The sequence below is a fragment of the Mycobacterium sp. 852002-10029_SCH5224772 genome (assembly GCF_001667315.1).
Lineage (GTDB): Bacteria > Actinomycetota > Actinomycetes > Mycobacteriales > Mycobacteriaceae > Mycobacterium.
On the sequence record NZ_LZHT01000003.1, the window covers coordinates 95,833 to 120,146 of the forward strand.

A 24,314-nucleotide genomic window follows, 5' to 3' on the forward strand; every position below is an offset into this window, starting at 1 on the left:
AGAAATTCTCTTAAAGACGCCCGCAGAAAATACGTCTGCGACCGATGCCATACAGGAGGGGCAGTGGCCAGTCACGCCAGCTCGAGGATCTCCAAAGTGCTCGTCGCCAACCGCGGCGAGATCGCTGTCCGGGTGATCCGCGCGGCCCGCGATGCGGGCCTGTCCAGCGTGGCGGTGTACGCCGAGCCCGACGCCGAAGCGCCCCACGTGCGTCTGGCCGACGAGGCGTTCGCTTTGGGCGGGCAGACCTCCGCGGAGTCCTACCTGGACTTCGGCAAGCTCCTCGACGCGGCGGCCAAGTCCGGCGCCAACGCCGTCCACCCCGGCTACGGATTCCTGTCGGAGAACGCCGATTTCGCGCAGGCGGTCCTCGACGCGGGCCTGATCTGGATCGGCCCCAGCCCGCAGTCCATCCGCGACCTCGGTGACAAGGTCACCGCCCGCCACATCGCCGCCCGCGCCCAGGCCCCGCTGGTGCCCGGCACCCCCGACCCGGTCAAGGACGCCGACGAGGTGGTGGCCTTCGCCCAGGAGTACGGCGTGCCGATCGCCATCAAGGCGGCCTTCGGTGGCGGCGGCCGGGGCATGAAGGTGGCCCGCACCCTCGAAGAGATCCCCGAGCTGTTCGAGTCGGCCACCCGTGAGGCCGTCGCGGCGTTCGGCCGCGGCGAGTGCTTCGTCGAGCGCTACCTGGACAAGCCGCGCCACGTGGAGGCGCAGGTGATCGCCGACCAGCACGGCAACGTCATCGTCGCCGGCACCCGCGACTGCTCGCTGCAGCGCCGGTTCCAGAAGCTGGTGGAAGAGGCACCGGCGCCGTTCCTGAGCGACGCGCAGCGCAAGGAGATCCACGAGTCCGCCAAGCGGATCTGCAAAGAGGCCCACTACTACGGCGCCGGGACCGTCGAATACCTGGTCGGCCAGGACGGCCTGATCTCCTTCCTCGAGGTCAACACCCGTCTTCAGGTCGAGCACCCGGTCACCGAGGAGACCGCCGGCATCGACCTGGTCCTGCAGCAGTTCAAGATCGCCAACGGCGACAAGCTGGACATCACCGAGGACCCGACCCCCCGCGGGCACGCCATCGAGTTCCGGATCAACGGCGAGGACGCCGGGCGCGGCTTCTTGCCCGCGCCGGGACCGGTCACCCGCTATGACATCCCCACCGGGCCCGGTGTCCGGTTGGACTCCGGCGTCGAGGCCGGTTCGGTGATCGGCGGGCAGTTCGACTCCATGCTGTCCAAGCTGATCGTGTACGGCGCCACCCGCGAGGAGGCGCTCGCCCGCTCCCGCCGCGCCCTGGACGAGTTCCACGTCGAGGGCCTGGCCACGGTCATCCCATTCCACCGCGCCGTCGTGTCGGACCCGGCGTTCGTCGGCGACGGCGACAGCTTCTCGGTGCACACGCGCTGGATCGAAACCGAGTGGGACAACACCATCGAGCCGTTCACCGGCGGGGAGCCGCTGGACGACGAAGCGGACGCCCGGCCCCGTCAGAAGGTGGTCGTGGAGGTCGGCGGCCGCCGGCTGGAGGTGTCGCTGCCCGGTGAACTGGCGCTGTCCAACGGCGGCGGCGGTGGCGGTGAGGCGGGTGTCATCCGCAAGAAGCCCAAGGCACGCAAGCGGGGGGCACACGCGGGTGCGGCCGCCTCCGGCGACGCGGTCACCGCGCCCATGCAGGGCACCGTGGTCAAGGTCGCGGTCGAGGAAGGCCAGGAGGTTGCCACGGGCGACCTGGTGGTGGTCCTCGAGGCGATGAAGATGGAGAACCCGGTCACCGCGCACAAGGACGGGGTCATCACCGGGCTCGCGGTCGAGGCCGGCGCCGCCATCACGCAGGGCACGGTGCTGGCCGAGATCAAGTAGCGGCTCCTGAGAGGCCTACAGAGACAACGTTGTCGCCCCTGGCCACCGCGGGTAAGGTGACAGACAAGGTTGAGCTCACAGCCGCCCAGGATACGTCGATGGCGTGGCGGTAGGCGAATTCCCTGTTTCTTCGAACTATTCAACGTCGGCTGACGTATTCCACAGCAGCAATCCTCCTCGACAAAATGGAGTCAGCAATGTCTGTGGCCCAATCTTGGCAGCAGAGCCGCACGGCGCAGTTCACCGCCCGGCGGGGCCCGGTGGGCACCCTGATCACGGTCGACGGTGAGCTCGACGCGGCCAACGCGGATCAGCTCGTCGCGTACGTCCAACAGAACGTCAACCGCTCCCGGCGGGTGATCCTCGACCTGCGCGGCCTGAAATTCGTTGGCACCGCCGGCTTTTCGGCGCTGCACCGGATCAACGTCATGTGCTCGGCCGCCCAGGTGTCGTGGGCCATGGCGCCGAGCCCGGCGGTGGCCAGGCTGCTGCGTGTCTGCGACCCGGACGGCACGCTCCCGGTGACGACGCAGAAGGCCGAGCCGCTGCTGGAGCCGCTGTGGGTCGAGGACGACGAAAACCCCCGGCCGCTACTGCAACTGGTCCCGCAGCCGCGTTAGCGACTTCGCCAGCAAGCGCGACACGTGCATCTGTGAGATGCCGACCCGCTCGGCGATCTGCGTTTGGGTCATCGACTCGAAGAACCGCAGCACCAACACCGTTCGTTCCCGCTCGGGCAGCGCCTCGAGCAACGGACGCAGCGATTCCTGGTCCTCGATCCGGTCCAGGCCGGTGTCCACATCGCCCAGGGTATCGGCGATCGCGCGAGCTTCCTCCTCCTCGCCCCCGCCGCCGCTGTCGATGGACAAGGTGTTGTAGGAGCTGCCGGCCACCAGGCCCTCCACCACTTCCTCGCGGTCCATCTCGAGCTCCGCGGCGAGTTCGGTCGCGGTGGGCGCGCGGCCCAGCCGTTGGGACAGATCGGCGGTGGCGGTGCCGAGCCGCAGGTGCAGTTCTTTGAGCCGCCTCGGCACCTTGACCGACCAGCTGTTGTCGCGGAAGTGCCGGCGGACCTCGCCCATGATCGTGGGCACCGCGAAGGACACGAAGTCGGAGCCGGCGTCGACGTCGAAGCGCACCACCGCATTGACCAACCCGACGCGCGCCACCTGGACGAGGTCGTCCCGTGGTTCCCCGCGGCCCTCGAAGCGGCGCGCGATGTGGTCGGCCAGCGGCAGGCAACGCTCGACGATCTTGTCCCGTTGCCGCTGAACTTCCGGGGAGTCGGGCGCGACCGAGGCCAACTCACGGAACATGCCCGGAACATCGGCGTATTCGTTCGGGCGCGAGACCGAACCGCCCGCAGCTCGCGGTGTCACCTGCTGGAGGCCGCCCGTCGCGCCGTCAGCGTGATGCCGAAAACACTGCCGGTTTCATTGGGCTCGCGACCATCGTGAAAAGTCTGGACGTCATCGGCCAAAGACGTCAGCACATGCCAACTGAAGCTGCCGGGCGCCACCACATCGTGGGTGTCGCATGCCGCGGAGGCCTCCACCACCAATTGGTCGTCCTGCGGATCGACCACCACGCTCAGCGTCGCGTCGGGAGTAGCCGAGCGAATCAACCGAGTGCACACCTCATCGACCGCGAGCCGCAGGTCCGCCACGGCATCGAAATCCAGGTCCTCGAAGGTGCCGATCGCGCCGACCAGGGTGCGCAGCATCGCGAGGTTCTCCAGCCGCGCTGCGACGTGAAGTTCGACGGCGCGATGGCCGCGCGGACGCTTGTTAGCGTGCAATCCAGCATCGTTCATATGGTCTCCCGGCATGGTTTGACTGACACTACTACCGCTGCGCAGCCCGCCGTGGACGGTGCGTTCGAGCCGGTTAGTCATGATCGCCGCCGGGTATTCGGCCCGCTATGGACGGGCCTGACACGACCGATACAGACCGGACGCGCCGGCTTAGGCGCGTCGCGTAATCGCCGGGGTCACGCTGATCGTTTTGCTGGTGGTCGCAGTAGGCATTTATGTCGGTGTGTTCGTGATTCCGTCCCCCATGATGGGGTGACCACGCAAACGCAACCGTTCCGGCACTCATCATGGTGCAAACCTGATACCCACTCGGGCCCGCCCGTAACCTCGGATTCGGGTTTCCGGCAAAATCTCACCGCACGTGACGTCGTGGCAGGTCACCCGCGAAAAAGCGGGTTCAGTCGTTGCAGGAGGTCGGCCCTAGCTGGCGGGCCGCTGCCGGAGCACCTCGGGATGTTCGGAGTACCAGCGGTCCGCGATCCGGCGGATCCGGCGGTGCTCCACCGCCAGCCAGACCAGTCCCAGCACCACGGCGATGACGGCCGTGACGCCCGCGGTCATGCCCTCGTGGTGATGCCCGGTCGCGAACGCCGCAAGGCTCCCGCAGGTCCCGATCACACCTGCGACCACTAACAGGTATCCCGGCCAATGCAGGACGTCGATCAGCGACTCGCCGGCGAGCGGCCGCGTGGTCCTGAGATGGTCGACCGGGTCGTGAAAAGTGTCTCCCATGGCTGCTCCTCACCGCACCGTCAACGTTAGATCGCGGGGAAGCAAACCTAAAGGGCCAGCACCGGACCGGCGATCGGGGCAACGCCCATGGCGACCATCAGGGCCATGACGGTCAGCAGAAACCAACCCGCGCCCTGCCATCCCCACCAGGTCCCCTGGGCCTTCCACACGCGGTAGGTGCGCACGAACGCCCAGATCCCGGCGGCCAGCGCGATCACTGGTCCCCCGAACGCCAACAGGGTGCGTTGCGGCGGGCCGCAGGCCACCGTGTCGACGCCCCCCGTCGGACAGGTGCTCACCCACACCGCGGCGATCAGCATGAAGCCAACGGCGGCGGCCGTCGCCGCTACGGCGAACCGGATGGCGGCGAGCACCTCGCGGTCTTCCTGCCCCAGGCGGTCACCGCCTGGTCGCTCGCCTGCTTTCTGCATCGTCCTCACCTCCCCGGATTCGGCCCCGCCTATGTTCATCGCGCGCCGCGTCGTTTTGTTACGCGCCTCGCGGCGGCGGCTCTAAGAGATACCCCCTGACAAACCGTGACAAACGGGCCCGGGCTCGGGTCAGGCCGTCAGGACCGGGCGGCCAGGGCGCCGCGAATGGCCCGCATCGCCGCGTCGATCTCGGTGCGCGTGACGGTCAGCGCCGGACGGAACCGGACGCCGTCGCGACCCGAGGGCAGGACGATCACCGCGCGCTGCCACAGCCGGCGGATCAGCTCGTCGCGGTCGGCGGTGGTCGGCAGGCTGAACGCGCACATCAGGCCGCGGCCGCGGGGATGACGGACGAAACCGGGAAACTCCCCGGCCAGTTCGTCGAGGCAGCCCAGCAGGTAGGCGCCCTGCGCGGCGGCGTGATCGAACAGTTCGTCGGCCTCGATCACTTCCAGGATGCGGCGGGCGCGCACCATGTCGGCCAGGTTGCCGCCCCACGTCGAGTTCAGCCGGGACGGCACCGCGAACACGTTGTCGGCGACCTCGTCGACCCGGCGGCCCGCCATGATGCCGCACACCTGGGTCTTCTTACCGAACGCGACCACGTCGGGTTGCACGCCGAATTGCCGGTAGGCCCAAGCGGTTCCGGTCAGGCCGCAGCCGGTCTGCACCTCGTCGAAGATCAGCAGGGCGTCGTGTTCGTCGCAGAGTTGACGCATGGCGGCGAAGAACTCGGGCCGGAAGTGCCGATCGCCGCCCTCGCCCTGAATGGGTTCGGCCACGAAGCAGGCGATGTCGTGCGGATGGGCTCGGAAGGCGGCGCGGGCCTGGGCCAGCGACTCGGCCTCGAGCGCCGCCACGTCGGCGCCCGGCCGCAGGTAGGGAGCGTCGATGCGCGGCCAGTCGAACGTGGGAAAGCGATCCACGGTGACGGGATTGGTGTTGGTCAGCGACAGCGTGTAGCCGCTGCGGCCGTGGAAGGCCCCGCGCAGGTGCAGCACCCGGGTGCCCAGCGCAGGGTCCACACCGCGCGCCTCGTTGAACCGGCTCTTCCAGTCGAACGCCACCTTGAGCGCGTTCTCCACCGCGAGCGCGCCGCCGTCGACGAAAAACAGATGCGGCAGGGCAGGGTCGCCCAGGACGCGGGCGAACGTCTCGACGAAACGGGCCATCGCCACCGAGTACACGTCGGAATTGCTGGGCTTGTTCAGCGCGGCGTGGACCAACTCCTCCCGGAATTCGTCGTCGTCGGCCAGCGCCGGGTGGTTCATGCCCAGCGCCGAGGAGGCAAAGAACGTGAACATGTCGAGGTAGCGCCGGCCGTCCCGGGCGTCATAAAGGTAGGAGCCGGCCGAGCGCGCCAGATCGAGCACGAAGTCGAAGCCGTTGACCAACATGCTGCGGGCCAGCACCTCGTGGACGCGGTCGGGATCGGTGTGCGCGCCGGCGCGGGCGAAGCGTTCCAGAGCGGCCGTCATGGCGCCCAGTGTACGGGCATTGTACGGACAGAACACGTGACTTTTACAGTACGATGACATATCGACGGGATAATTTACGGAATATGCTGCCGATCGATGTAAAAAGTGTTCAGAATGATGGTGCTTCGGGTCTTGACGTTCGCGGCGGTCCGGATCCGCTGCAGCAGGTCCTCGAGCGCGCGGGCGGATGCGACCCGCACCAGCAGGACGTAGCTTTCCTCGCCGGCCACCGAGTGGCACGATTCGATCTCCTCGATGTGCTCGAGGCGGGCGGGCGCATCATCGGGTTGAGAGGGATCCAGAGGAGTGATGGCCACGAACGCCGACAGCAGATGCCCGACGGCCTCGGGGTCGATGCGCGCCGAGTATCCGGCGATGACGCCGCGGGCCTCGAGCCTGCGCACCCTGGACTGGACCGCCGACACCGACAGCCGGGCGCTGGCCGCCAACTCCGCCAGCGTCGCGCGTCCGTCGGCGACCAGTTCGCGCACCAAAATCCGGTCGACTTCGTCGAGCGTCTCACTCATGGCCGGAGACTATCGCAGGAACGGCGCGCCGTGAGCCGCACGAAATGGCTGCCGACGTGGCAGCTTCGCGCCCTGTTCGCGGCGGGCCTCTCGGCGATGTACGCCGCCGAGGTGCCCGCCTACGGCACCTTGGTCGCGGTGAGCGAGGAGGTGAACGCCGATTACGTGGCGCGCCATGCCGATGCCGAACGGTTCGGCTCGCTACGGCGCGTCACGGCCGAGCGGCACGGCGCCATCCGGGTTGGCAGCCCAGCCGAACTCGCCGCGGTCGCCGACCTTTTTGCCGCATTCGGCATGCTGGCGGTCGGTTACTACGACCTGCGCTGCGCGGCCTCCCCGGTCCCGGTGGTGTCGACCGCCTTCCGGCCCATTGATGCAAACGAGCTGTCGCTCAACCCTTTCCGGGTGTTCACCTCGATGCTGGCCACCCGCGACGCGCGCTTCTTCGACCGTGGCCTGCGCCGCCGCGTCGACGCCTTCCTGGCGCGCCGCCGGCTGTTCGATCCCGCGTTGCTCGACCGCGCCCGCGCCGTCGCCGCCGCGGGCGGCTGCCCCGGCGACCGGGCGCGCGAGTTCGTCGCGGCCGCGGTGGCGGCGTTCGCGCTGTCCGGCGAGCCGATCGACAAGTCCTGGTACGACGAATTGTCACGGGTGTCCGCCGTGGCCGCCGACATCGCCGGCGTCGGCTCCACCCACATCAACCACCTGACGCCCCGGGTCCTCGACATCGACGAGCTGTACCGGCGGATGTGCGGGCACGGCATCACCATGATCGATGCCATCCAGGGGCCGCCGCGCACCGGCGGGCCGGCGGTGTTGTTGCGCCAGACCTCTTTTCGCGCCATGGCCGAACCCCGCCGGTTCCGTGGCGAGGACGGCCGGATCACCGAAGGGGCGCTGCGGGTGCGCTTCGGCGAAGTAGAGGCCCGGGGTGTCGCGCTGACGCCGAAGGGCCGTGAGCGCTACGACGCCGCGATGAGCGCCGCCGACCCGGCCGCGGTGTGGGCGGATCACTTCCCGCCCACCGATGAGCGGATGGCCGCCGAGGGGCTCGGCTACTACCGCGGCGGTGACCCGTCGGCGCCGATCGTCTACGAGGATTTCCTGCCCGCGTCCGCCGCGGGCATCTTCCGGTCCAACCTCGACTCCGACGGCGAAACCGCCGACGCGCCAGACGAATCCGGCTACGACGCGCAGTGGCTGGCCGGGGCGATCGGCCGCGACATCGGCGACCCGTACGCCCTCTATGAAAAGGCATGCGCATGACCACCGAACAGTTACGCGCCCGGGTGCGCAAGGCCTTCGACGCGATCGGCGTCACCGCCGGCCTCGGCGAGCCGGACGGGCACGGATTGCCCGCCAGCACACCGATCACCGGCGAGGTGCTGTTCACCGTCGCGCCCACCACGCCCGAGCGGACCGAGGAAACGATCACCGAAGCGGCCCAAGCCTTTTCGGCGTGGCGAACAACGCCCGCCCCGGTCCGCGGCGCGCTGGTGGCCCGCCTGGGCGAGCTGCTCACCGCGCACAAGGACGAGCTGGCCACCCTGGTGACCGTCGAGGTCGGCAAGATCACCTCCGAGGCGGCGGGCGAGGTGCAGGAGATGATCGACGTCTGCCAGTTCGCCGTCGGCCTGTCGCGCCAGCTCTACGGCCGCACCATCGCGTCCGAGCGCCCCGGGCACCGGTTGCTGGAGACCTGGCACCCGCTCGGTGTGGTGGGGGTGATCACCGCGTTCAACTTCCCCGTCGCCGTGTGGGCCTGGAACGCCGCGCTGGCCCTGGTATGCGGGGACCCGGTGGTGTGGAAGCCCTCGGAGCTGACGCCGTTGACGGCGCTGGCCACGCAGGCGCTGATCGTCCGGGCGGCGGCCGACGTCGGCGCCCCGCCCGCGGTGAGCTCGCTGGTGCTGGGCGACCGCGACCTCGGCGGGCTGCTGGTGGACGACCCCCGCATCGCGCTGGTGTCGGCGACCGGTTCGGTCCGGATGGGCCGCGACGTCGGCCCCCGCGTCGCCGCGCGGTTCGGCAGGGTGCTGCTGGAATTGGGCGGCAACAACGCCGCCATCGTGGCGCCGTCGGCCGACCTGGACCTCGCGGTGCGGGCCGTGGTGTTCGCCGCCGCCGGCACCGCCGGTCAACGCTGCACCAGCCTGCGCCGGCTCATCGTTCACGATTCGGTGGCCGACGAGGTTGTCACCCGCGTCGTGTCCGCCTTCCGGCAACTGCCGATCGGCGACCCGTCGACACCGGGCACGCTGGTCGGGCCGCTGATTCACGAGACCGCCTACCGCGACATGGTGGGGGCGCTGGAATCCGCGCGCGCCGACGGCGGGGAGGTCATCGACGGAGACCGCAGGCACCCGCACGGACCCGAGCAGCCGAGTTCCTACTATGTGGCGCCGGCCGTGGTGCGGATGCCCGCGCAGACGGCCATCGTCGCGAGCGAGACGTTCGCACCCATCCTCTACGTGCTGACCTACAGCGAGCTGGACGACGCGATAGCGCTCAACAACGCCGTGCCACAGGGGCTTTCGTCGTCCATCTTCACCACGGACCTGCGCGAGGCCGAACGGTTCCTGGCCGAATCCGACTGCGGAATCGCCAATGTCAACATCGGCACGTCCGGGGCGGAGATCGGGGGCGCGTTCGGCGGCGAGAAGGAAACCGGCGGCGGGCGAGAATCCGGCACGGACTCGTGGAAGGCCTACATGCGCCAAAGTACCAATACCGTCAATTATTCCGGCGAGTTGCCGCTGGCCCAGGGGGTGGAGTTCGGATGACGCCGATGAATCCATTGTGGTCGTCGTCTCGTGTCGTATGAGTACTATCTGACACATGCCGACCGCCCGAAGGCGTCTATCCCCCGAGGATCGGCGCGCTGAGCTGCTCGCTTTAGGGGCAGAGGTTTTTGGGAAGCGACCTTACGACGAGGTCCGCATCGATGAGATCGCGGAACGCGCCGGGGTGTCGCGGGCCCTGATGTACCACTATTTCCCCGACAAGCGAGCGTTTTTCGCGGCGGTGGTCAAGGACGAGGCCGACCGCCTGTACGAGAACACCAACATGGACGACGCCACCGGTCTGACCATGTACGAGGAGATCCGCGTCGGTGTGCTGGCCTACATGGCCTACCACGAGCAGAACCCGGAGGCCGCGTGGGCCGCGTACGTCGGGCTGGGCCGCTCCGACCCGGTTCTGCTGGGCGTCGAGGACGACGCCAAGAACCGCCAGATGGAACACATCATGTCCCGGATCAACCGGCTGATCGCCGAACTCCCCGCGGCGCGCATGGAACCCGCGGTCGAGCGGCACCTGCGGGTGATCCTGAACGGCTGGCTGGCGCTGACGTTCGAGATCTGCCGGCAACGGATCATCGACCCCACCACCGACGCCGACAAGCTCGCCGACGCCTGCGCGCACGCGCTGCTGGACGCGATCGCGCGGGTCCCCGAGATTCCGGACGAGCTCGGCGAGGCGATGAACACCTCGCGCCTCTGAGCGCGGCGGCATCATGTCGGTCCCCCTTGGCACCATGGAAAGGTGAGCACTCGCGCCGATCCCGGGCCACCCGGCCCCGCCGACCCGCTGGGCCGGTTCAGCGCTATCACCCGCGAGTGGTTCACCGGTACCTTCGCCGCGCCGACCACCGCGCAGGCCGACGCCTGGAACGCCATCGCCGATGGCCATAACACCCTGGTGATCGCCCCGACCGGGTCCGGCAAGACGCTGGCGGCGTTCCTGTGGGCCTTGGACAGCCTGGCCGGCTCCGCAATCCGCCCGCCCGGCACCCGCGTGCTCTACGTGTCCCCGCTCAAGGCGCTGGCCGTCGACGTCGAGCGCAACCTGCGCACACCCCTGGCCGGGCTCACCCGCATCGCCGAACGCCGGGGCCTGGCGCCGCCGGACATCAGCGTGGGCGTGCGCTCCGGGGACACCCCGCCCGCCGCCCGTCGCCAACTCATCAACCGGCCCCCCGACGTGCTGATCACCACGCCCGAGTCGCTGTTCTTGATGCTCACCTCCGCCGCCCGCGAGACCCTGGCCGGGGTGCAGACGGTGATCGTCGACGAGATCCACGCCATCGCGGCCGGCAAGCGCGGCGCGCACCTGGCGGTGTCGCTGGAGCGCCTCGATGCGCTGCGGGAGGACAGACCCGCCCAGCGCATCGGGCTCTCGGCGACGGTGCGACCGCCCGAGGAGCTGGCCCGGTTCCTGTCCGGCGGAGCCCCGACAACGATCGTGGCGCCGCCGTCGGCCAAGACGGTCGAGCTCACCGTGGCGGTGCCGGTGCCCGACATGGCCAACCCGGCGAACAACACCATCTGGCCCGACGTCGAGAACCGCCTGGTCGACTTGATCGAGGCGCACAACTCGACCATCGTGTTCGCCAATTCGCGGCGGCTGGCCGAGCGACTTACCGCCCGCCTCAACGAGATTCACGCCGAACGCAGCGGGGTCGAACTGTCCACGGACGCCAATCCGAAGGTGGCAGGCGGCGCGCCGGCCCACATCATGGGCTCGGGCCAGACCTACGGCGCCGACGCGCTACTGGCACGCGCCCACCACGGTTCGGTCAGCAAAGAACAACGCGCCCTGGTCGAAGAGGACCTCAAACGCGGGCTGCTCAAGGCGGTCGTGGCCACCTCCAGCCTGGAGTTGGGCATCGACATGGGTGCGGTCGACCTGGTGATCCAGGTGGAGGCGCCGCCGTCGGTGGCCAGCGGCCTGCAACGCATCGGCCGGGCCGGACATCAGGTCGGCGAGGTCTCGCGGGGGGTGCTGTTCCCCAAGCACCGCACCGACCTGATCAGCTGCGCGGTCAGCGTGCAGCGCATGCTGGCGGGCCAGATCGAAACGATGCGGGTGCCCGCCAATCCGCTCGACATCCTGGCGCAGCAGACCGTGGCCGCCGCCGCGCTGGAGCCGCTGGACGCCGACCGGTGGTTCGACACGGTGCGCCGGGCCGCCCCGTTCGCGACGTTGCCGCGCAGCGTGTACGAGGCCACCCTGGACCTGTTGAGCGGCAAGTACCCGTCCACCGATTTCGCCGAGCTGCGGCCGCGGTTGGTCTACGACCGCGACACCGGGACGCTGACTGCGCGCCCCGGCGCGCAGCGGCTGGCCGTGACCTCCGGCGGGGCCATCCCCGACCGCGGGCTGTTCACCGTGTACCTGGCCTCCGAAGCCGAAAAACCTTCGCGGGTAGGCGAACTCGAAGAGGAGATGGTCTACGAGTCACGGCCCGGTGATGTCATCTCGCTGGGCGCCACCAGCTGGCGGATCACCGAGATCACCCACGACCGGGTACTGGTGATCCCCGCGCCGGGGCAGCCGGCCCGGTTGCCTTTCTGGCGGGGCGACGGTGTAGGCCGCCCGGCCGAGCTGGGTGCCGCGCTCGGCGCGTTCACCGGTGAGCTGGCCGGACTGACCCGGGTGGCGTTCGAGTCACGCTGCGCCGCACTGGGTTTCGATGCCTACGCCACCGACAACCTGGCGCGGCTACTCGACGAGCAGCGGACCGCCGCCGGGGTGGTGCCCACCGACACCACGCTGCTGGTCGAGCGGTTCCGTGACGAACTCGGGGACTGGCGGGTGATCCTGCACTCGCCCTACGGGCTGCCGGTCAACGGGCCGCTAGCGCTGGCGGTGGGCCGGCGGCTGCGGGAACGCTACGGCATCGACGAGAAACCCACCGCCTCCGACGACGGCGTCGTGGTGCGGTTGCCCGACACTGTGTCTGATTTAGCGTCGGACACGGGGATTGAATCCCCGCCCGGCGCAGACCTTTTCGTCTTCGATGCCGACGAGATCGACCCGATCGTCACCGCGGAGGTGGGCGGCTCGGCGCTGTTCGCGTCGCGGTTCCGCGAGTGCGCGGCCCGCGCCCTGTTGTTGCCGCGCCGGCACCCCGGCCGCCGCTCGCCGCTGTGGCAGCAGCGCCAGCGCGCGGCCCAGCTACTGGAGGTGGCCCGCAAGTACCCCGACTTCCCCGTGGTGCTGGAGACCATCCGCGAATGCCTGCAGGACGTCTACGACGTGCCCGCCCTGGTGGCGCTGATGACCGGCATCGCCCAGCGCAGGGTGCGGGTCCTCGAAGTCGAGACCGCGCGGCCCTCACCGTTCGCCACCTCACTGTTGTTCGGCTACGTCGGCGCGTTCATGTACGAAGGCGACAGCCCGCTGGCCGAGCGCCGGGCCGCCGCGCTCTCGCTGGACAGCACGCTGCTCGCCGAGCTGCTGGGCCGCGTCGAGCTGCGCGATCTGCTCGATCCCGAGGTCATCGCCGCCACAGGCCGCCAGCTGCAGCACCTCTCGGCCGAACGGGCCGCGCGCGACGCCGAAGGCGTCGCGGACCTGCTGCGGCTGCTGGGCCCGCTGACCGAGGACGAGGTGGCCGCCCGCGCGGGCGGCGCCGACGTGGGCGGCTGGCTGGAGGGCTTGCGCGCGGCCCGCCGCGCGCTGACGGTGTCGTTCGCCGGCCGCAGCTGGTGGGTGGCCATCGAGGACATCGGGCGGCTGCGCGACGGGATCGGCATCCCAGTCCCGCTGGGCGTGCCGGCCGCCTTCACCGAGGAGGTGGCCGACCCGCTGGGCGAATTGCTGGGCCGCTACGCGCGCACCCGCACCCCGTTCAGCACGGCCGACGCCGCCGCCCGGTTCGGCCTGGGGCTGCGGGTGACGGCCGATGTCCTGGGCCGGCTGGCCGGTGACGGCCGGCTGGTGCGCGGCGACTTCGTCGCGGCCGACATCACGGCGGCATCCGCCGGTGTCGCGGGGGCCGAGCAGTGGTGCGACGCCGACGTGTTGCGCATCCTGCGTCGGCGGTCGCTGGCGGCGCTGCGGGCCCAGGTCGAGCCGGTCAGTACCGCCGCGTACGGGCGATTCCTGCCGGCCTGGCATCACGTGGGGGCCGAATCCTCACGCGCCCCGGGCCTTTCCGGACTGGACGGGCTGATGTCGGTGATCGATCAGCTGGCCGGTGTGCGGATGCCCGCGTCGGCGATCGAGCCGCTGGTGCTGGGGCCGCGGGTCCGCGACTACTCCCCCGCGCTGCTCGACGAACTGCTCGCGACCGGCGAGGTCACCTGGTCGGGTGCCGGGTCGATCTCGAGTAGCGACGGCTGGATCGCGTTGCACGCCGGCGAATCCGCGCCTCTGACACTGGCCGGGCCCGCCGACATCGACCTGGGCGACGCGCACCGCGCCATCCTGGACACGCTGGCCGGGGGAGGCGCCTACTTCTTCCGTCAACTCGCGCAGAGCGGGTTCGCCGACGCCGCGCTCAAAGCCGCTCTGTGGGAACTGATCTGGGCGGGCTGGATCACCGGCGACACGTTCGCCCCGGTGCGCGCCGTCCTCGGCGGCGCCGGCGGCGCCCGCAAGCGCGCGCGACCCTCCGCCCCGGCGCACCGGTCGCAGCGCCCGCCGCGGCTGAGCCGGTACAGCGTCGCGCATGCGCAGGCCCGGCCCGCCGATCCGACCGTGGCCGGCCGATGGTCGATCCTGCCCGCCCCCGAGCCGGATTCGACGCTGCGCGCCCACTACCAGGCGGAACTGTTGTTGGCCCGCCACGGCGTACTCACCCGGGGCGCGGTGACCGCCGAGGGCGTCCCCGGCGGGTTCGCCACCCTGTACAAGGTGCTGAGCACCTTTGAGGACGCGGGCCGGGCCCAGCGCGGCTACTTCATCGAGTCGCTGGGCGGGGCGCAGTTCGCCGTCGCGTCGACGGTCGATCGGCTGCGCGCCTTCAGCGAGGGGGTCGACCCGGAACGGCCGGAGTACCGCGCGGTCGCGCTGGCCGCCGCGGACCCGGCCAATCCGTACGGCGCGACGCTGCCCTGGCCCGCCGCCAGCGGCGAGGGCGCCCGCCCGGGCCGCAAGGCGGGCGCGCTCGTCGTCCTGGTCGACGGGGAGCTGGCCTGGTTCTCAGAGCGCGGCGGACGCTCACTGCTGACGTTCACCGACGATCCCGCGGCCCATCAGGCGGCGGCGACGGCGCTGGCCGACCTGGTGGCCTCCCACCGGGTCGCGGGGATGCTGGTGGAACGCATCGACGGGGCGCCGGCCCTCGCGCCCCGCGCGGACACACCCGGTCCCCTCAGCGCGCTCGCCGAAGCCGGATTCCACACGACGCCACGCGGAATGCGGCTGCGTTGAGATGCCCGAAGGTGACACCGTCTGGCACACCGCCGCCGTGCTGCGCGAGCACCTGCTCGGCGAGACACTGACCCGCTGCGACGTTCGGGTGCCGCGGTTCGCCACCGTCGACCTCACCGGGCAGGTGGTCGACGAGGTCGTCAGCCGCGGCAAGCATCTGTTCATCCGGGTGGGGAAGGCCAGCATTCACTCGCACCTGAAGATGGAGGGCAGCTGGCGGGTCAGCGAGCACCCGGTACGGGTGGACCACCGGGCGCGCATCGTCTTGGAGACCAACACCGCCCGGGCGGTCGGCGTCGACCTGGGAGTGCTGGAGATCCTGGATCGTGACCGGGACGGCGACGCCGTCGCGCATTTGGGACCCGATCTGCTGGGCGCGGATTGGGACCCCGCACGTGCCGCCGCCAACCTTGCGGGCGTCCCGGACAGGCCGATCGCCGAGGCGCTTCTGGACCAGCGGGTGCTGGCCGGGATCGGCAACGTCTATTGCAACGAGCTGTGTTTCGTCAGCGGGCATCTGCCCACCGCGCCGGTGAGCGACATCGCGGATCCGCACCGCTTGGTCGTCCGCGCCCGGGACATGCTCTGGCTCAATCGTTTCCGCTGGAACCGGTGCACCACCGGCGACACCCGCAGCGGGCGCCAGCTCTGGGTCTACGGTCGGGCCGGGCGGGGGTGCCGTCGTTGCGGCACTCCGATCGAGGTCGACGACTCCGGGCAGCGGGTCACCTATTGGTGCCCGTCGTGTCAGCGCTAGTCCCGTGCGTGCGCGAGGAAAAACTGGGCGATGGCTTCCGACCCGTCAAGCGCGTGCGTGGTAGGTCCGATGACGGCCGCGGGCAGGTATTGCTTGCCGCCCGGCCAGGTGTGCCCGCCCTTGTCGACCTTGTAGAAGACCACCTCGGTGGGCGCCGAACACGCCGCGGAGACAAACCGGCGGACGACGGTGCCGTCCCGGACATCGGGCAGCACCTCCATCGACGGATCGCCGGCGCATCCGTCCACCGAGCGCCACTTCGCCACCATGGCATCCGCCGAGATCGAATGGCTGAGCCCGCCGCGACCGCGCACCGCCCCACCCTTGAACGGCACCAGCGGGTCGGCGGTGCCGTGGGCTTCCCACACCGACACCGGCCGCGACGGGTTGCAGGCCACGCCCACGCCCAGGGTGCCGGCCACCGGCGCCGCCGCGGCGAAGACGTCGGCCCGGTCGCAGGCCAGCCGGTTGGACATGAAGCCGCCGTTGGACATCCCGGTGACGAAAACGTGGCCGGGGGCGACGTTGTAGTCGTTTTGCAGCTTGCCGACCAGCCCGACGAGGAAGGCCACGTCGTCGATGCGGCGGCGATCGGCGGGCGACGCCCCGCGCCCGTCGGCCCAGCTCTTGTCGTAGCCGTCGGGGTAGACCACCAGCAGGTCGTGGGCGTCAGCAACGGAGTTGAAACCCGTCAGCGCGCGCTGCGCGATCCCGGTTCCACCGCCGCCGTGCAAACTGAGCACCAGACCGACGGGGTCGCCCGCCGGGACGTGCAACATGTAGGTTCGGTCCATGCCGCCGCTTCGGAACGTACCGGGCACGTCTCGGGCGCTTGCCGCCGACACGTGCCGCACGCCGCAGCCGGCCACACATATCGCCACCACAGCGAGCCACAGCCATCGGGTGTACGGCATGTCGTCAGGTCACCGACGACACAGCGTCGAGGACATGTGGGTAACGCGCCGGCGAAGACAGAGCAAACGTTGGTGTGGCACGGACCGCATTATCGGCGATCCCCCATCGGGTGGCGCTGCGGCGTGCGAGCATTCCAACTAGCCCCGCCTTCAGCAAGCTTCGGCACTTCTGTTCCACGGGAGTATCACAAATGACGAGCACCCAGATTCGCAAGCCCAGCCGGGCGCGTTCGCTCTTGGCTATCGGCGTCGTGCCGGTGGCCGGGCTACTCGGCACCATCGCCACATCGGCAACCGCGCACGCCACCTCGGCCGATGATGCGTTCCTCGCCGCGCTGAAAGCCAAGGGGATCAACTACGAGTCGCCCGACGCCGCGGTCAACTCCGGTCACACCGTGTGCCACGAACTCGATTCGGGTCAGACGCCGGAACAGGTCGCCAACAACGTGCTGTCCAGCAGTTCGCTGGACAGCTATCACGCCGGTTACTTCGTCGGCGTCAGCATCAAGGCGTACTGCCCGAAGTACGCGACGGCGGCATCTGGGTCCTGAAATTTACAGCCGGTTGACAGACTGGTGACGGATTCGCGGCTAAAGTTGGAACATCCGAAACTAATGTGACAAGCACAAGGCCAAAATGATTCCGAAACTTTTGGTCGGTGTTGCGGGTGTTGCCATCGTTCTTGGCGCTTCCGGCTGGACCGCAGCATCGGCCAGCACCGACCCTAATCCCTTCAGTCATCTCAGCTGCGCCTGCACGGAGTCAGCTCCGCCAGGCAGCCCGGCCCTGCGGGACAAAATCAATCAGGGCATCCAGCACGGACTTTCCGCCTCATCACCCCCCGTCACGGAGTGACCGCGCCGCCGCCGACAGCCAATCGCGACGGTTGAACACTGCCGACCCCGCCACCTTCAGAACGAGTATCGCGCTGGTGGCGGCCGCGCATCCGGGCGCCGTATCGAAGCCCGGGTGGGGAATGTTCTGCCCGTAAAGGCCACGATCGCGGTCGGTCGATGCCCTCCGAAACGCGGTGGTGCTGAATCGAACTGACCGCGTCGCGATCTTCTCAGCCCGCCGACGGCGGCCGGTGCATCACCGTGCCCGGAAGCTCCGCGCCGTACTCGATGTCGTCGTAGTCGCGGCCGTTACGCCGACGCCCGCCGCTCGAACTCCGGCCCGGGCGCATTGGGGCCATTGGAAGCATCGGCGGCTGCGCGCCGCCCGGGGGAAGGGCGGACACCGCCGAGGCGAGTTGCACCGGCGCTTGCGAAGTCCCCAGCATTCCCACCGTCGCGGGCGGCATGGTCAGGTGGCCCAGCGAAATTCCGATACCCAGCGCCCCCCGGGGCGCCAACGACGATCCCGCGGCACCGACCGCGCTGACGAGTCGCGTCTCCGCCGACGCCAGCGCGGCGGCGCCGTCGGCCAAACCCGGGGCGATGTCGGCGCCCAGCGACCGGAACGCGTTGGCGGTGGCCAATTGTGCCCACACACCGAGGATGTTGACGGGTACCCCGCCGGCGATAAATTGGTTTCCCCAGGTGCTCCAATACCCGAACCAACCGTCGTTGGGGTCGAAAGCGTCTGCGGCGGTGGCCCCTTGACCGACCACCGAATCCGCGGCCAGGATTTGCGCCCCGGAATTGCTCGTGGTCGTCGCGTGCACCATAGCGGCCTGTGTCGGCACCGCCGAGGGGTTGGCCACCTGGGGTGGCGGTGAGAACTGGGGCAGTTTGACGGCGCCCGCCGAGGTCGCGGCGTAGCGATACATGGCGGCCGAGTTGTTCACCCACATGGTGTGGTACTCGGCTTCGGTTTCGGCGATGGCCGGGTAGTTGATCCCGAAGAAGTTGGTGGCCAACAACATCGCCAGGCGCGCCCGGTTGGCGGCGACCAGCGAGGGATGAACCACCGTCCAGTGGGTCCATTCGAATGCGGCGGCGACGACTTCCACCGACGCGGCGGTCTGCTGGCACTGCTGCGCGGTGAGACGCAGCCAGGCGAGATAGGGCTCCAGCGCCTGGGCCATCGCCATCGACGACGGACCGTGCCACGTCGTGGACAGCCACGACAGCTCCGCGGTATAGCTGCTGGCCGATTGCTCCAGCTCCGCGCTCAATTCCTGCCAGAAGCCCGCGGCTTCGATCAATGACCAAGCGCCGGGTCCGGAGTGGATCAGCGCCGAGATGATCTCGGGCGGCAGTATCCCAAAATCCATGAACTTTTACCTTGGGGAAGAAGAAGTGGGTGGGGCGAACGCCGCGCGTCGGCGCTGGTGCTGGTCGCCTTGGACAGACCCGACAGACCCGGTGGATGCGAGCGGCGCCCGTAGGCGTGCGGCGCCAACGTCAATGTCATCCGGCCGACGGATTTCGAGGCATCACTTTGCCTTTGACCTCCCGGCCAACGGCGGCGTCCTCGTACTTTTGCTGCTTACGTTTTCGCCAGCCGGTGCCCGCCGAGGCGCTCGGCGGCGGCACCATCATCGGCATCATGGGGAATCCTGTTTCCGCGGCGGGCAGCGGGGACGCCGCGGACGCGAGTTGCACCCCGGTTTGCGTGCCCGGCAGCAGCCCCACCACGGCGGGGGGCGCGGTCAACTTGCCCAGCGAAACGCCGACACCCAACGCCCCCGTCGGCGCCGACGCTCCCGCGCCGATGCCCTTGATCGCGTTGGCCAGCGTGGCCGAGGACAATCCCAGGCCCTCCGAGAGGCCCGAGCCGATGTCGCCGCCGACGGACGCGACCCCTTGGGCGGTCGCCAACTGCGCCCACACGCCGAGCATGTTGACGGGGAAGCCGGACGAGATCTCCTGGTTTCCCCAGGTGCTGAGCCAGCCGAACCAGCCGCTGTTGGGATCGAACCCGCCAACGCCGTTGAGGGCGTCTTCTAGGTTCGACCCACCCGAGTCCGCGGCGTCTGCTTCAGCCTTCATCACCGCGGCCTCTTGGTTGGCCGTCCCGTCCGGAGTGGTGTCGGGAACCGGCGAAGTGAACCGGGACAGCTGCCCCGTCGCCTGCGACGTCGTCGCCTGATAGCGGGTCATCGCCGCGGCGTTGTTCGCCCACATGGTCTGGTATTCGGTTTCGGTCTCGGCGATCGCCGCCGTGTTGGTCCCGAACCGGTTGGCGGCAAGCAGCTGCCGCAGGCGCGTCCGGTTGGCGCTGACAACCGAGGGATGAACCACGGTGGACCGGGTGGCGCTGAACGCCGCGGCCGCGGCCTCCGCCGAGCTGGCCATCTGGGCGGACTGCAGCGCGGTCTCGCGCAGCCACATTAGATAGGGCTGGATGGACTGCAGCATCGCCATCGCGGACGGGCCGTCCCAGGACTCGATGAGCGACGACAACGTGGAGGCATAGGTGGAGACCGAATTCTCCAGTTCGACGGCCAGGCGCTGCCAGGCGCCGGCGGCCTCGATCAGCGAGCCCGCTCCGGGCCCGGTGTGGATGAGTGTCGAGGTGACCTCGGGGGGTGCCAGTAGATCCATCACATCTCACAATGCCCACGCTGAGAACGCCTCAGCAAATTTCCGTTAACCAGGCCGCGAAAACGCCCCAAACTCTCTGCATCGATGCCTGCTACCTGCGGTCGGTACCTCCCAGTTCGACTGCGGGCCGCTAGGACACCCTATACCCCCAGCAACGCGCTCCTCTCCCATTTAATTGACCAGGGAACTTCGGCCCGCCCCTCAATGGGAGAGGGGCCTTCTATCAGACGGTGACCGAGGCGCCGCGGTTCACCGTGACGATCCGGTCGCCCAGCCCGCGGCGTTGCATTTCCCGGGTGAAGTCGGCCAGGGGCGATGCAAACACCGCGTAGTCATCGAAGTGCACCGGGATGGTCTTCGGCAGCCTCAGCATCGCGACGAGTTCGGCCCCCTGGCGACCGTCCATGGTTACGGTCAGCCCGAACGGAAGCCGCCGGCCGGCCGGCAGCCGCGTGCCGCCGAGGTGCAGCATGCCCACGTCGATCGACTCGAACCGCGCCGGGATCTGTTTCAGCTCCTCGATCAGCAGGGTGTCCCCGGAGATGTAGAGCCGGCGCCGCGGCGAGCCGTCGGCCGCGGCGACCTCGAGCATGGTGCCCATCACCGGCGGAAGCAGGCGCTGGCTCCACCCTGGCGCGTGGCGCCCGGGCAGCGATGTGAGGGTCAAGGTGGTGTCGCCCTTGGCGATCGTGTGCTGTTGCCAGGTCCGCAGGCCGTGTGCGTGCGCGAAGCCGCGGCGGTGCAGCCGGGTGGCGGCGTGCGGGGTGGTGACGACGGGAAGGCCGTGGTCGAGGCCCTTTTGCGAGACCCTGTCCCAGTGATCGCCGTGCAGGTGGGAGAGCACGATCGCGTCAATCGGAGGAAGTTCGTCGATGCTTAACGCCGGCTCTTCGAGCCGCTTGGACACCAGCCCGTGGCCGAGGTAGGCGCGTTGGCCCCGGTGCAGGAAATTCGGGTCGGTCAGCAGCGTCACCCCGCCAACGGAGATCAGCGTGGTGGCGTTGCCGACGAACGTGACGGTGATGTCCATATGCGCGGGCTACCCGATCCGGGGGCGTCCATGCCGGACGGTTCCCGGCTCAGTCGATGTGCGTCGGCGGGTCGGCGAACGCGAAATCCGGCGGGCGCTGGTCGGGACCCATCACGTCGCAGTGCCCGTCGGGAACCAGGTAGGAACTGGCGCCGTTGGGAATCAGGCGGGTGACCGCCACGCAACGCTGCCAGGTGCCGTCGGGCTGGACGGGCCCGTCGCACTTGCTGAGAACGGGGCCCCCGTACTGGCAACCGGCCCCGGCCGGCGGCGCCGAGGCGATCAGCCCGGCGGCCACCAGCAGGGCGGCCATTCCTCCGACGATGCCGCGCTTCATGGTTGCCTCCCGACGACCCAACCGGCAGACAAGACGCTACCGCGTACACGCGTGTTTTGCGTACGGATCGGCGCAGGGTGCGGTCCGCCTTGGAGACGCGGCGGTAGTGCGCCTGGCCGTAGGGAACCGCAACTCAGGGCAACCAACCACTCATGGCTTGACTCGGCGGCTGACGAACTCGCGGCGCTCGCCGGTGCGCGGATCGGTGAACTCGATGCGCTGCGCCAGCAACCGCAGCGGCGTGCTGAAGTCGTCGGCTGCAACGTCAAGCACGTTGGGGTACAACGGATCACCCTCGATCGGTATCCCCAGCGAGGCCATGTGCACGCGCAGCTGGTGGGTGCGTCCGGTGCGCGGGGTCAGCCGGTAGAGGCCATCCGCCGACACCAGCTCCACCAACGTCTCGGCGTTGGGCGCGCCCGGCTCGCAGACCGCCTGTAGATGACCCCGGCGCTTGACGATGCGGCTTGTCACCACGCGGGGCAACTGCAGCGCCGGGTCGACCGCCGCGCGGGCCAGATACGTCTTGTGGACAAGCCCCCGCGAGAACAGCGTCTGGAACGCGCCGCGCGCCTCACGGCGCGCGGTGAGCAGCAGCACCCCGGCGGTCAGCCGGTCCAGCCGGTGCGCCGGGCTCAGCTCGGGTAGCGCCAGCTGCTGGCGCAGCCGCACCAGCGCGGTCTGCGCGACGTGCCGGCCCCGCGGCATGGTGGCCAGAAAGTGTGGCTTGTCGACGAGCACGATGTCGTCGTCGCGATACAGCACCGGGATGTCGAAAGGCACGGGAACTTCGTCGGGCAGTTCGCGGTAGAGATAGACGCTCGCCCCAGCGGGCAGCACGGTGGCGTCATCGATCACCGCGCCGTCGGCACCCACCACCTCCCCGGCCAGCACCTTGGCGCGGGCCCGCGCGCCGAACCGGTCGGTCAGCTCGGCCAGCACCGGTCCGCCCCACAGCCGTACTCGCGCCGGGCCGAGTCCGTCACGCACGGGAAGCGGGGCGGGCCTCAATTGAGCGGGACCGGCTCGAGGATCTCGGAGCGCGCCTCGGGCGCGCTGGCCCGCAACTCGTCCGCCGACACGTCGTCGGGCTGGGCCTGGGACAGCACCTCGGCCTCCACCCGCGCGGTGTAGTTGGCGACCTCACGGTCGATGTCCGCGGCGGACCAACCCAGCACCGGCGCAACCACATCCGCGACCTCGCGGGCGCAGTCGACGCCGCGGTGCGCGTATTCGATGGAGACGCGCATCCGGCGGGCCAGGATGTCCTCCAGGTGCAAGGCCCCCTCCGCGGTCACGGCGTACAGCGCCTCGACCCTCAGGTAGCCCGGCGCCTCCTTGATCGGGTTGAGCAGGTCGGGGCTGTCGCCCGCCAGCGCCAGCACGTCACCGATGAGCGACCCGTAGCGGTCCAGTAGATGGCGCACCCGGTAGGGATGCAACCCCTGCAGCTCGGCGACGTGCTCGGCCTGATTGATGAGCGCGAAATAGCCGTCGGCGCCCAACAGGCTGACCTTCTCGGTGATCGACGGCGCCACTCGGGCCGGAATGAATTGGGCCGCAGCGTCAATCGCGTCCGCGGCCATCACCCGGTAGGTGGTGTACTTCCCGCCGGCGATGGCCACCAGGCCCGGCGCGGGCACCGCCACGGCGTGCTCGCGGGACAGCTTCGAGGTTTCCTCGCTCTCCCCGGCCAGCAGCGGCCGCAGCCCCGCGTACACCCCGTCGATGTCGGCGTGGGTCAGCGGGATGGCCAGCACCGTGTTGACGGTCTGCAGGATGTAGTCGATGTCGGCCTTGGTGGCCGCGGGGTGGGCCAGATCGAGATCCCAGTCGGTGTCGGTGGTTCCGATGATCCAGTGGCTCCCCCACGGGATGACGAACATCACCGACTTCTCGGTGCGCAGGATGAGCGCGACGTCGCTGACGATGCGGTCGCGCGGCACCACCACGTGCACGCCCTTGGAGGCCCGCACCTGAAATCGCCCGCGCTGCTTGGACAATGCCTGGATCTCGTCGGTCCACACCCCGGTCGCGTTGACCACGACGTGGCCCCGGACTTCGGTGATCGCACCGTCCTCGGAGTCGCGGACCCGCACCCCCGTCACCCGATCGCCCTCGCGCAGCAGCGCGACAACCTGGGTGGAGGTCCGCACCACCACGCCGTAGTGCGCGGCGGTGCGCGCGACGGTCATGGTGTGCCGGGCGTCGTCGACAATCGTGTCGTAGTAACGGATTCCACCGATCAACGAGCTGCGCTTGAGGCCCGGGCTCAACCGCAAGGCGCCGGCGCGGGTCAAATGCTTTTGCGCCGGAACCGATTTCGAGCCGCCCAGCCTGTCGTAGAGAAAAATGCCGGCGGCGATGTACGGGCGCTCCCACACGCGATTGGTCAGCGGGAACAAGAACGGCATCGGCTTGACCAGGTGCGGCGCCAGCGTGGTCAGCGACAGCTCACGTTCGTAGAGCGCCTCGCGCACCAGGCCGAACTCCAGTTGCTCGAGGTAACGCAGGCCGCCGTGGAACATCTTCGACGAGCGGCTCGAGGTGCCCGAGGCGAAGTCGCGCGCTTCCACCAGCGCCACTTTGAGCCCGCGGGTCGCGGCGTCCAGCGCGCAGCCCGAACCCACCACGCCGCCGCCGACCACCACCACGTCGAACTGCTCGGCGCCGAGCCGTTCCCAGGCCGCCCGGCGCTGCTCCGGCCCCAGCACGGACACCGCCGAGCTTCGCTGGGTGGACGCGTGGATCGGATCAGGCACGACCTGGACTCCTCAC

At 69.6% G+C, this 24,314-nt stretch carries 21 protein-coding genes; 8 read left to right on the top strand and 13 right to left on the bottom strand.

Features of this window, described 5'->3' with window-relative positions; genetic code table 11:
• Positions 1 to 63 precede the first annotated feature (63 nt).
• Entirely contained in the window at positions 64 to 1,866 is a 1,803-nt protein-coding gene (locus A5775_RS00465) for an acetyl/propionyl/methylcrotonyl-CoA carboxylase subunit alpha (protein ID WP_067245575.1), read from the top strand.
• 185 nt (positions 1,867 to 2,051) lie between these two features.
• Entirely contained in the window at positions 2,052 to 2,486 is a 435-nt protein-coding gene (locus A5775_RS00470; RefSeq protein WP_067245578.1) for an STAS domain-containing protein, read from the top strand.
• Here the strand turns inward: A5775_RS00470 and A5775_RS00475 are convergent.
• The 6 genes from A5775_RS00475 to A5775_RS00500 all read right to left on the bottom strand — a co-directional run bounded on the left by A5775_RS00475 (position 2,457) and on the right by A5775_RS00500 (position 6,847).
• Positions 2,457 to 3,245, bottom strand: a complete 789-nt coding sequence (locus tag A5775_RS00475; protein WP_067245582.1) for an RNA polymerase sigma factor SigF — start codon at positions 3,243 to 3,245, stop codon at positions 2,457 to 2,459. The genes A5775_RS00470 and A5775_RS00475 overlap by 30 nt on opposite strands.
• Positions 3,242 to 3,679, bottom strand: a complete 438-nt coding sequence (locus A5775_RS00480; protein WP_067166079.1) for an ATP-binding protein — start codon at positions 3,677 to 3,679, stop codon at positions 3,242 to 3,244. Before A5775_RS00480 ends, A5775_RS00475 begins: the two co-directional genes overlap by 4 nt.
• 420 nt (positions 3,680 to 4,099) lie before the next feature.
• Positions 4,100 to 4,411 carry a protein UsfY gene (gene usfY / locus A5775_RS00485; protein ID WP_067245586.1) on the bottom strand — a complete coding sequence of 104 codons (312 nt, stop codon included), beginning with the start codon at positions 4,409 to 4,411 and terminating at the stop codon, positions 4,100 to 4,102.
• A 47-nt stretch (positions 4,412 to 4,458) separates the two neighbouring features.
• Positions 4,459 to 4,842, bottom strand: a complete 384-nt coding sequence (locus A5775_RS00490) for a hypothetical protein (RefSeq protein WP_067245589.1) — start codon at positions 4,840 to 4,842, stop codon at positions 4,459 to 4,461.
• A gap of 137 nt (positions 4,843 to 4,979) precedes the next feature.
• On the bottom strand, positions 4,980 to 6,320 hold the full coding sequence (gene lat, locus A5775_RS00495; protein WP_067245716.1) for an L-lysine 6-transaminase: 1,341 nt from the start codon (positions 6,318 to 6,320) through the stop codon (positions 4,980 to 4,982).
• 74 nt (positions 6,321 to 6,394) lie between these two features.
• Positions 6,395 to 6,847, bottom strand: coding sequence for an Lrp/AsnC family transcriptional regulator (locus tag A5775_RS00500; RefSeq protein ID WP_067245592.1), 453 nt, complete (start codon positions 6,845 to 6,847; stop codon positions 6,395 to 6,397).
• Between the two features lie 30 nt (positions 6,848 to 6,877).
• Here A5775_RS00500 and A5775_RS00505 point away from each other — a divergent pair, with 30 nt between their 5' ends.
• The 5 genes from A5775_RS00505 to nei2 are packed head-to-tail and all read left to right on the top strand — an operon-like array spanning position 6,878 to position 15,764.
• Positions 6,878 to 8,113 (top strand): 2-oxoadipate dioxygenase/decarboxylase family protein, encoded by a 1,236-nt coding sequence (locus A5775_RS00505; protein WP_067245595.1) that lies wholly within the window; start codon positions 6,878 to 6,880, stop codon positions 8,111 to 8,113.
• Positions 8,110 to 9,630, top strand: coding sequence for an aldehyde dehydrogenase family protein (locus tag A5775_RS00510; protein WP_067245719.1), 1,521 nt, complete (start codon positions 8,110 to 8,112; stop codon positions 9,628 to 9,630). The genes A5775_RS00505 and A5775_RS00510 overlap by 4 nt, the downstream gene beginning before the upstream one ends.
• A gap of 55 nt (positions 9,631 to 9,685) precedes the next feature.
• Positions 9,686 to 10,348, top strand: a complete 663-nt coding sequence (locus tag A5775_RS00515) for a TetR/AcrR family transcriptional regulator (protein WP_067245598.1) — start codon at positions 9,686 to 9,688, stop codon at positions 10,346 to 10,348.
• Positions 10,349 to 10,390: 42 nt separating this feature from the next.
• Positions 10,391 to 15,007 carry an ATP-dependent helicase gene (locus A5775_RS00520; protein WP_067245602.1) on the top strand — a complete coding sequence of 1,539 codons (4,617 nt, stop codon included), beginning with the start codon at positions 10,391 to 10,393 and terminating at the stop codon, positions 15,005 to 15,007.
• Position 15,008: 1 nt separating this feature from the next.
• The gene (gene nei2, locus A5775_RS00525; RefSeq protein ID WP_067245605.1) at positions 15,009 to 15,764 is read left to right on the top strand and encodes an endonuclease VIII Nei2; all 756 of its coding nucleotides are present in this window, start codon (positions 15,009 to 15,011) and stop codon (positions 15,762 to 15,764) included.
• Here nei2 and A5775_RS00530 read toward each other — a convergent pair.
• Positions 15,761 to 16,678: a PHB depolymerase family esterase gene (locus A5775_RS00530; protein ID WP_067245609.1), complete on the bottom strand. Its 918-nt coding sequence runs from the start codon at positions 16,676 to 16,678 to the stop codon at positions 15,761 to 15,763. The two genes, nei2 and A5775_RS00530, sit on opposite strands and share 4 nt — an antisense overlap.
• A gap of 191 nt (positions 16,679 to 16,869) precedes the next feature.
• Here A5775_RS00530 and A5775_RS00535 point away from each other — a divergent pair, with 191 nt between their 5' ends.
• The gene (locus A5775_RS00535) at positions 16,870 to 17,229 is read left to right on the top strand and encodes a DUF732 domain-containing protein (RefSeq protein WP_067245613.1); all 360 of its coding nucleotides are present in this window, start codon (positions 16,870 to 16,872) and stop codon (positions 17,227 to 17,229) included.
• Between the two features lie 515 nt (positions 17,230 to 17,744).
• On the opposite strand, the gene A5775_RS00540 is transcribed toward A5775_RS00535, so the two are convergent.
• The 6 genes from A5775_RS00540 to A5775_RS00565 all read right to left on the bottom strand — a co-directional run bounded on the left by A5775_RS00540 (position 17,745) and on the right by A5775_RS00565 (position 24,298).
• Complete coding sequence (locus A5775_RS00540) at positions 17,745 to 18,896, bottom strand: PPE family protein (protein WP_067245616.1); 1,152 nt, start codon at positions 18,894 to 18,896, stop codon at positions 17,745 to 17,747.
• 136 nt (positions 18,897 to 19,032) lie between these two features.
• Positions 19,033 to 20,169 (bottom strand): PPE family protein, encoded by a 1,137-nt coding sequence (locus A5775_RS00545; RefSeq protein ID WP_067245619.1) that lies wholly within the window; start codon positions 20,167 to 20,169, stop codon positions 19,033 to 19,035.
• Between the two features lie 223 nt (positions 20,170 to 20,392).
• Complete coding sequence (locus tag A5775_RS00550) at positions 20,393 to 21,199, bottom strand: MBL fold metallo-hydrolase (protein ID WP_067245622.1); 807 nt, start codon at positions 21,197 to 21,199, stop codon at positions 20,393 to 20,395.
• A 49-nt stretch (positions 21,200 to 21,248) separates the two neighbouring features.
• Positions 21,249 to 21,536: a hypothetical protein gene (locus A5775_RS00555; RefSeq protein ID WP_067245626.1), complete on the bottom strand. Its 288-nt coding sequence runs from the start codon at positions 21,534 to 21,536 to the stop codon at positions 21,249 to 21,251.
• Between the two features lie 150 nt (positions 21,537 to 21,686).
• Positions 21,687 to 22,547 (bottom strand): pseudouridine synthase, encoded by an 861-nt coding sequence (locus A5775_RS00560; RefSeq protein WP_082952820.1) that lies wholly within the window; start codon positions 22,545 to 22,547, stop codon positions 21,687 to 21,689.
• Positions 22,544 to 24,298, bottom strand: a complete 1,755-nt coding sequence (locus tag A5775_RS00565; RefSeq protein WP_067245633.1) for a glycerol-3-phosphate dehydrogenase/oxidase — start codon at positions 24,296 to 24,298, stop codon at positions 22,544 to 22,546. The genes A5775_RS00560 and A5775_RS00565 overlap by 4 nt, the downstream gene beginning before the upstream one ends.
• Positions 24,299 to 24,314: the final 16 nt, after the last annotated feature.